This window comes from Flavobacterium collinsii (genome assembly GCF_902804485.1).
GTDB classification, from domain to species: domain Bacteria; phylum Bacteroidota; class Bacteroidia; order Flavobacteriales; family Flavobacteriaceae; genus Flavobacterium; species Flavobacterium collinsii.
Genome location: NZ_CADCST010000053.1, coordinates 60,751 through 68,629 on the forward strand (window position 1 = coordinate 60,751; position 7,879 = coordinate 68,629).

The window sequence follows — 7,879 nt, forward strand, 5'->3', positions numbered from 1 at the left end:
TGTAAAAGCATAGCCATACATGAAACACTATCTTTTTATTGTTGTTTGTCTATTAAATTCGTTTTTGTACTCTCAAGCTAAAAAGAGTACAGACAGTGTCTTCTATTACAACAAATTAACAGACGCCAGTCTCAGCAATAAAAATTACGGCAAAGCTATTTTTTACACCAAAAAGTCTATTGACTTTTGCGAAACAAACGATAAAGTCGAAAACCTCGCTAATCAAACTTTTAAGCTTGGGAAGATTTATTACAGCCAAAAAAATTATGAAGAAGCCCTGAAAAACTTTCATCGAAGTGTTTTTCTATTTCAAAATACAAAACCAACCTGCACCAAAGCTCTGGCTTTACATTATATTGGTTTGACAAATACTGTAAAAGGCAATTACCAGGCAGCGGAAATCTATTACAAGAAAACAGAAGAGCTTTTAAACCAATTAAAAATTAAAGATCCGGCCGAAGTATTAAGCTATCAGAAAGCGATAGCCTTAAAAAACAACAAAAATCTGCCCTTAGCAGCCCAATCTTTTCGAAAAATAACACAGGAAACAGACCTTCCGGCAAACATAAAAGCCAAAATCGATTCCTACTACCAACTTGGTTTAATTGAAACACAACTCAAACGAAATGATTCCGCTATTGTTTATTTCAACAATGCTTTAAGCTATAATGCCAAAACCAATAACCTGGCTCAAAAATCAAAAATCATCTTAGCGATCAGTCAGTACTACAGACAAAATAAAAATTTTGACCTAGCCTACTCCTATCTGGAAGAACATTATCAATTAGAGAATTACATCTTAAAGTTAAAAAACAACAAAACGGATCGGAATGAATTTGAAAAATTCAAAAAGAACGAATCCTTAAAAGACAGTATTAAAAAGGAAAGCGAAGAAAAAATCCAGTTAAAAACCTATCGCTATTCTAAACTGGTGAGTATATTAGCGATTGCCCTCATTTCGATTTTGTCTCTTTTGAGTCTGGCTTTGTACAAAAACAACATTATACGAAATCAAAACAACTTACTTCTGAGAGAAAAAAACAAAGAGCTCATACTGGCCAAAAATAAAGCGGAAAAAGCATCGAAAGCGAGATCCGAATTTTTATCAACGGTAAGTCATGAACTGCGGACGCCATTAAACGCCATTAATGGAATTACCCACTTGTTACTCGAAGACAATCCTAAAAAAACACAATTAAAATATTTAGAATCGTTGAAATTCTCAGGAAATTACCTGACCACTTTTATCAATGAAATCCTGGAAATTAATAAAATCGATTCCACAAAAGTTGAAATAGAGAACATTAGCTTCAATCTTAAAGAGTTACTCTTTAATATTCAGAGTTCTTTAAAGGAATTAGCGACAGCCAACAAAAACTACTTTAACCTTGAAATAGATGAAAGCATCCCCGATAATTTAATTGGAGATCCGACAAAACTGTCTCAGATCATTCTGAACTTAATCAACAATGCTCTAAAATTTACTCAAAACGGACATGTGAGTGTCATCGCAAAATTATTCGAGCTGGAAGGCGACAATGCAACCGTTTACTTTGAGATTGTTGACACCGGAATTGGCATCCCCGAAGACAAGCTTCAAACTGTTTTTGAAAGCTTTTCGCAAGGGTCCATAGAAGTAAACAGAAAATACGGCGGAACCGGCCTCGGACTTACAATTGTCAAAAAACTAATTGAACTTTTGGGTGGAGAAATCAAACTAAAAAGTGAAGTTGGCAAAGGTTCAACTTTTACATTCAAATTAAACTTTAAGATTAACAAAGAGCAATTGAAAACTATTGAAGAAATAAAACCATATAACGATACGCAATTAAAAAACAAATCGATTCTACTGATTGAGGACAACAAAATCAATCAGATGATTACTCGAAAAATGCTCGAGAACAAAGACATTACCTGCGAAATTATCGACAATGGTGAGGATGCCGTTGAGCTTTTAAAAGTAAAACGTTTTGATATGATCCTAATGGATGTTCACTTACCGGGAATCAACGGAACTACAGCTACAAAATTAATCAGAGAGTTTGACAAAACAACTCCGATTATAGCACTTACTGCTATTTCGCTTGATGAAAACAGAGATATGCTACTATCTTATGGCATGAACGATGTTATTACGAAACCATTTGTTCCAGACGAATTTTACAGCATTATATCCCGATTTTTCTAACGTCAATACTTTCTTAAGACGGTAAATTTGTTTTTACATACTCAAGAACGGTGGTGTCAAAATTTTGCTGGTGCTTGATAAATGTACTTTTGATAGGAAGGTAATACAAACCCGAAATCAATTTTGAATCTTTTAGACGTACATAATCTTTCTCGGTCGTAATAACCCTTTTATTCTGTGCCTTATTCTGAATTGTTTCTAAATCAGCATCCGAGAAATGATGATGATCCGGAAAAGTCAGGCATTCATCTTTTTCATTTTTTAAATAATCGAAAAACGGACTTGGTTTTGCAATTCCGGCTAAAAGTAATTTTGATTCTGATTTAACAATACTTACAGCCATTTTCTCATCTATACCATAAATAAAATCATCATAATCAATAAAAGTAAAATAAAGCTGTTGGGAACATTTGAGCTTTAACTTCAATCTGATTTCCTCCTGTTTTTGCTCCGATAGCTCTTTTGGACATTTTGTGATCACCACAATATCAGCTCTTTTGGCCCCACTTCTACTCTCGCGAAGATTTCCAGTTGGCAGCATAAAATCATCAGCATACAAATCATCAAAAGAACTTAATAAAATATAAAACCCGGCTTTTACTTTTCGGTGTTGGTAAGCGTCATCTAACAAAATTACCTGCGGTTTTTCAGTTTGCGAAAGCAATTGCGTGATTCCGTTTCTTCTATTGGCATCAACAGCTACCTGAATATTTTGGAATTTCTGATAAAACTGAAAGGGTTCATCTCCCAAAATTTCAGCGTTAGAAGTTTCACTGGCCAATACATAACCTTCTGATTTTCGTTTGTAACCACGGCTTAAAGTAGCCACTTTATAACGATCCGATAATAATCGGATAAGATATTCTATTTGGGGTGTTTTACCTGTTCCCCCAACACTAAGATTTCCAACTGCAATAACCGGAATATCAAATGAAGTAGATTTTAAAATTCCTTTATCAAAAAGAAAATTTCTTACACTAGTAATCAATCCGTACAAAATCGCGAACGGGAAAAGTATTTTTCTAAGTACATTCATTTTACGAAAGTATAATATTTTTCGTTAATTTGTTTTATGAATCTGTTTCAGGTTCGACGTTTCAAGTTTTCCCCTCAACAGGAGACTTGAAACAAATAAAACCCGAAACTTCAAACAAAAAGCAAAAATGAAAATCAAAGATATAATAGTAGTCCTGGAAGAAATGGCTCCTTTGGCTTATGCCGAAGATTTTGACAATGTAGGACTCCTAGTTGGCAATACCGAAACTGAAAGTACAGGAGTTTTAGTTTGCCACGATGCATTAGAATCTGTTATTGAGGAAGCAATTGCCAAAAATTGTAATCTGGTGGTTTGTTTTCACCCTATTTTATTCTCCGGAATTAAAAAAATCACAGGTAAAAATTATGTAGAACGTGCCATTTTAAAAGCAATCAAAAACGACATCGCGATTTATGCCGTCCATACGGCGTTAGACAACCATTCTCAAGGGGTTAATAAAATATTCTGTGATGCATTGGGCTTAATCAACACAAAGGTTCTGATTCCGAAACAAAATTTCATTCAAAAATTAGTCACCTATACCACTCCCGAAAATTCCGAAAAAGTTAGAAATGCAATGTTTGAGGCAGGTGCCGGAACGATTGGAAATTATGACAATTGCAGTTTTAACACAGAAGGTTTTTTTACTTTTCAGGGAAATGAAAACAGCAATCCGGTCATTGGAGAAAAAGGAAAATTACACACAGGAGCCGAAATAAAAATTGAAGTTATTTTTGAAAAACATTTACAATCAAAAATTCTGAAAGCACTTTTTTCCAGTCATATCTATGAAGAAGTTGCCTATGAAATTTACGACATACAAAACGCACATCAAACTATTGGACTGGGAATGATTGGCGAATTTGAAACAGAAATGAATGAAAAGGACTTTCTGCTTTTTGTAAAAGATAAAATGATTGCTGACGGAATTCGTCATTCAGCCTTTTTAGGCAAAAAAATCAAGAAAGTAGCCGTTCTGGGGGGCTCTGGGAGTTTCGCCATAAAAAATGCCATTCAAAGCGGAGCCGATGCTTTTTTGACTGCCGATTTAAAATACCATCAGTTTTATGAAGCAGAAAATCGTCTACTTTTAGCCGATATTGGTCATTTTGAGAGCGAACGGTATACAAAAAACTATATTGTTGATTATCTTCGAAAAAAAATCCTTAATTTTGCAATCATTTTATCAGAAGAAAATACAAATCCAGTTAAGTACTTATAGAATATGGCGAATACGAAAGAATTAAGTGTTGAGGACAAGTTAAGAGCAATATACGATTTACAGCTTATTGACTCCCGAATTGACGAAATCAGAAACGTAAGAGGAGAACTTCCTTTAGAAGTAGAGGATTTAGAGGATGAAGTTGCAGGTTTAAGCACGCGTTCAGAGAAACTGAAAAGTGAACTTGAAGTGATTGAGGATCTTATCAAAGCAAAGAAAAACGCTATTGATGAGCACAAAGAGGTTATCAAAAAATACACAAAACAACAAGAATCAGTTCGTAATAATAGAGAATTTAATTCTTTGACTAAAGAGGTTGAATTTCAGGAATTAGAAATTCAATTGGCTGAAAAGCAAATCAAAGAAATGAAAGCTTCTATCGAACATAAAAAAGAAGTTATTTCTAATTTAAAAGAAAAACTTGACGCAAAAAGTTCTCATTTAAAACATAAAAAATCTGAACTAGATGCAATTATGTCTGAAACTCAAAAAGAAGAAATCTTCTTAACAGAGAAATCTGCTGAGTATTCAGGTCAAATTGAAGAGAGATTATTAGCTGCTTATGTAAGAATCAGAAGTAGTGTTCGTAACGGTTTAGCAGTTGTATCTATCGAAAGAGGAGCTTCAGCGGGATCATTCTTTACAATTCCACCACAAACTCAGGTAGAAATTGCTTCAAGAAAGAAAATCATTACTGATGAGCACTCTGGAAGAATTTTAGTTGACAGCGCTTTAGCTGAAGAAGAAAAAGAAAAAATGGAACAATTGTTCTCTAAATTCTAAATACAAGTCCCGATCCAATCGGGACTTTTTTTTGCCGTTAAACGGTATTTTTTCTCGCCACGAATTACACAAATTTCGCCAATTTCTCTTTTGACACATTAAAGAATAAAAATTCGTGGTAAATTTGTGTAATTCGTGGCGAAGCTTTTTTAGATCGATTCCCGAATATTATTTTTATCACTAAATTATTTGTTTTGGGAATTAAAAAAGGAATACGTTTCATCACATTAAAATCGGTCGGATCTTATATTAACTTTTTAAGTTACGTTCGCCCACAAAAAGCCGTTGAGCTTTCTTATGCACTTTTCAGTCAGCCCAGAATTGGAAGACTTCAGAAGGACAGCCTGCCCAAAGTATTAAGAAATACCGAAACAGAAACGTTTCACCATAACGAACATCATTTTCAAACCTATATCTGGAAAGGTAACGAAACCAAAATATTGCTTGTTCACGGCTGGGAAAGTAATGCTTCCCGCTGGAAAAAAACACTACCACACCTACAAAAGTCAGGAAGTACCATCATTGCTATTGATGCTCCTGCTCACGGACAAAGCAGCGGTAAAGAATTTAACGTTCCACTTTATGCCGAATTTATCAATAAGGCTGTAGAAAAATATCAGCCCACCATTATTATCGGTCATTCTATTGGGGGGGCTGCCTGCGTTTACCACCAATATTTATTTCCCAACACCAGTATAAACAAAATGGTTGTTCTTGGTGCTCCATCTGACCTAAAAACACTGATTGATAATTACATCTCAATGTTGAGTTTAAACACCAAAATGTTTACCCTTTTAGAAGGTAAATTCATGAATCGCTTCAATTTTAAACTTGAAGATTTTTCAGGACAACGGTTTGCCTCCCAATTTAATGTTTCGGGTCTAATCGCACACGACACTACAGATAAGATCGTTGCTTTTGAAGAAGGAAAAAAAATTGCCAGCAATTGGAAAGACAGTCAGTTTATTGAAACTAAAGGCCTCGGCCACGGAATGCATGACGACGAATTGTATCAAAAGGTTATTGAGTTTTTGTTTGCTGCTAAGCAATAGTGCTAAGGTACTGAGGTTCTCAGAAACAAAGGTCCAGAGAGGCAAAGGCACAAAGGTTTATCTAAGGTTCTAAGTCGTTGAGAACCTAAAATCAAAGCCAAACAATCCAACAATCTAAAAACCTAAAAACCTAAAAATCTAAAAAAATGATCGCTGTAATTTTCGAAGTAATTCCGAATGAAGGAAAAAAAGAAGAATATCTGGATATTGCTGCAAGTCTGCGTCCCGAATTGGACCATATTGAAGGCTTTATTTCGATAGAAAGATTTCAGAGTTTTAGTGACCCCGGGAAAGTTTTGTCCTTGTCATTTTGGAAGGATGAAGAAAGCATTCAGCAATGGAGAAATCTTGAAATGCATCGTCATGCACAAGCAAAGGGACGAAATGAAGTTTTTAAAGATTATCACTTACGGATTGCCTCAGTAGTTCGTGATTACGGGATGTTTGACCGAAAAGAAACACCTTCGGATAGTTCGGATTTTCATTCCACGTAAAAGGTTCAAAGCAGCAAAGAGACAAAGATGCTAAGGTTCCAAAACTCTAAAGTTCAAATAGAGCTATCCAATAATCTAAGAATCTAATGATCTAAAAATCTAAGTAGTCTAAGAAGTCTAAATTTTAACTACTTTTGCAGTATGGAAGAGAATTTAAAACGTCTGAATAAATTTATAGGAGAAACTGGGTATTGTTCTCGTCGTGAAGCCGATAAACTTATTGAAGAAGGACGCGTAACAATAAATGGTGTCGTACCGGAAATGGGAACAAAAGTTTCACCCGATGACGAAGTACGTATTGATGGAAAACTAATTGTAGAAAAGCACGAAAAAATGGTGTATTTGGCGTTCAACAAACCTGTTGGAATTGAATGCACCACCAATCTCGAGGTTCGAAATAACATTGTAGACTATATTAATTACCCTAAACGCATTTTCCCAATTGGGCGTCTGGACAAAGCGAGTGAAGGATTGATTTTTATGACGAATGACGGTGATATTGTCAACAAAATTCTGCGCGCCAGAAACAACCATGAAAAAGAATATACGGTAACGGTTAACAAACCTATTACAGATCGTTTTATTCAGCGAATGGGAAATGGTGTTCCAATTTTAGACACTGTTACCCGAAAATGCAAAGTAGAACAAATAAGCAAATACACTTTCAAAATTATTCTGACACAAGGTCTAAACCGTCAGATTCGTAGAATGTGCGAGTATTTAGGATATGACGTAACGGCTTTAAAACGTATCCGAATTATCAATATTTCACTGGATATTCCGGTGGGGCGTTACCGCGATCTGACTGATGGCGAAATTAAAGAACTAAATCGCTTAATTGAACCTTCCAGTAAAACAGAGGAAGCGAGTTTGCCAAAAGAAGAAGCTCCGAGGCGAAGAACTGAATTCATCTCCAAACATGATCCACGATTTAAGAAAAAAGGAGATTATTAAATAAAAAAAATCCCATTGGTTTATAACCAATGGGATTTTTTTTTATTTACATGTCTAGTCCTGAAATAGCGATACACAAAAAGTATCATTATGGAAGTACCTCAAGAAATACGCTATGTAAAGCGTACACAAAAAGACTACTCTATGTCT

Annotated in this window: 7 protein-coding genes; 6 read left to right on the forward strand and 1 reads right to left on the reverse strand. The window is 35.0% G+C overall.

The window, feature by feature from the left end:
- The first annotated feature begins 19 nt into the window (after positions 1 to 19).
- A complete protein-coding gene (locus FLA105534_RS02135; protein WP_173964404.1) occupies positions 20 to 2,188 on the forward strand; it encodes a tetratricopeptide repeat-containing hybrid sensor histidine kinase/response regulator in 2,169 nt (722 codons plus the stop codon).
- A 13-nt stretch (positions 2,189 to 2,201) separates the two neighbouring features.
- Here FLA105534_RS02135 and lpxK read toward each other — a convergent pair whose 3' ends face one another.
- Entirely contained in the window at positions 2,202 to 3,224 is a 1,023-nt protein-coding gene (lpxK, locus tag FLA105534_RS02140; RefSeq protein WP_173964405.1) for a tetraacyldisaccharide 4'-kinase, read from the reverse strand.
- A gap of 127 nt (positions 3,225 to 3,351) precedes the next feature.
- On the opposite strand from lpxK, the gene FLA105534_RS02145 reads away from it, so the two are divergent.
- The 5 genes from FLA105534_RS02145 (at position 3,352) to rluF (ending at position 7,729) form a co-directional block, all read left to right on the forward strand.
- Positions 3,352 to 4,446, forward strand: coding sequence for a Nif3-like dinuclear metal center hexameric protein (locus FLA105534_RS02145; protein ID WP_173964406.1), 1,095 nt, complete (start codon positions 3,352 to 3,354; stop codon positions 4,444 to 4,446).
- A 3-nt stretch (positions 4,447 to 4,449) separates the two neighbouring features.
- A complete protein-coding gene (locus FLA105534_RS02150) occupies positions 4,450 to 5,229 on the forward strand; it encodes a zinc ribbon domain-containing protein (protein ID WP_173964407.1) in 780 nt (259 codons plus the stop codon).
- Positions 5,230 to 5,423: 194 nt separating this feature from the next.
- Positions 5,424 to 6,281: an alpha/beta fold hydrolase gene (locus FLA105534_RS02155; protein ID WP_173964408.1), complete on the forward strand. Its 858-nt coding sequence runs from the start codon at positions 5,424 to 5,426 to the stop codon at positions 6,279 to 6,281.
- 146 nt (positions 6,282 to 6,427) lie between these two features.
- A complete protein-coding gene (locus FLA105534_RS02160) occupies positions 6,428 to 6,775 on the forward strand; it encodes an antibiotic biosynthesis monooxygenase family protein (RefSeq protein WP_173964409.1) in 348 nt (115 codons plus the stop codon).
- 141 nt (positions 6,776 to 6,916) lie between these two features.
- Positions 6,917 to 7,729, forward strand: coding sequence for a 23S rRNA pseudouridine(2604) synthase RluF (rluF, locus tag FLA105534_RS02165; protein ID WP_173964410.1), 813 nt, complete (start codon positions 6,917 to 6,919; stop codon positions 7,727 to 7,729).
- Positions 7,730 to 7,879 lie beyond the last annotated feature (150 nt).

Coding starts and splice junctions, on each gene's coding strand:
- lpxK (WP_173964405.1), bottom strand. CDS start 3,224: ATGAATGTACTTAGAAAAATACTTTTCCCGTTCGCGATTTTGTACGGA.
- FLA105534_RS02135 (WP_173964404.1), top strand. CDS start 20: ATGAAACACTATCTTTTTATTGTTGTTTGTCTATTAAATTCGTTTTTG.
- FLA105534_RS02150 (WP_173964407.1), top strand. CDS start 4,450: ATGGCGAATACGAAAGAATTAAGTGTTGAGGACAAGTTAAGAGCAATA.
- FLA105534_RS02145 (WP_173964406.1), top strand. CDS start 3,352: ATGAAAATCAAAGATATAATAGTAGTCCTGGAAGAAATGGCTCCTTTG.
- rluF (WP_173964410.1), top strand. CDS start 6,917: ATGGAAGAGAATTTAAAACGTCTGAATAAATTTATAGGAGAAACTGGG.
- FLA105534_RS02160 (WP_173964409.1), top strand. CDS start 6,428: ATGATCGCTGTAATTTTCGAAGTAATTCCGAATGAAGGAAAAAAAGAA.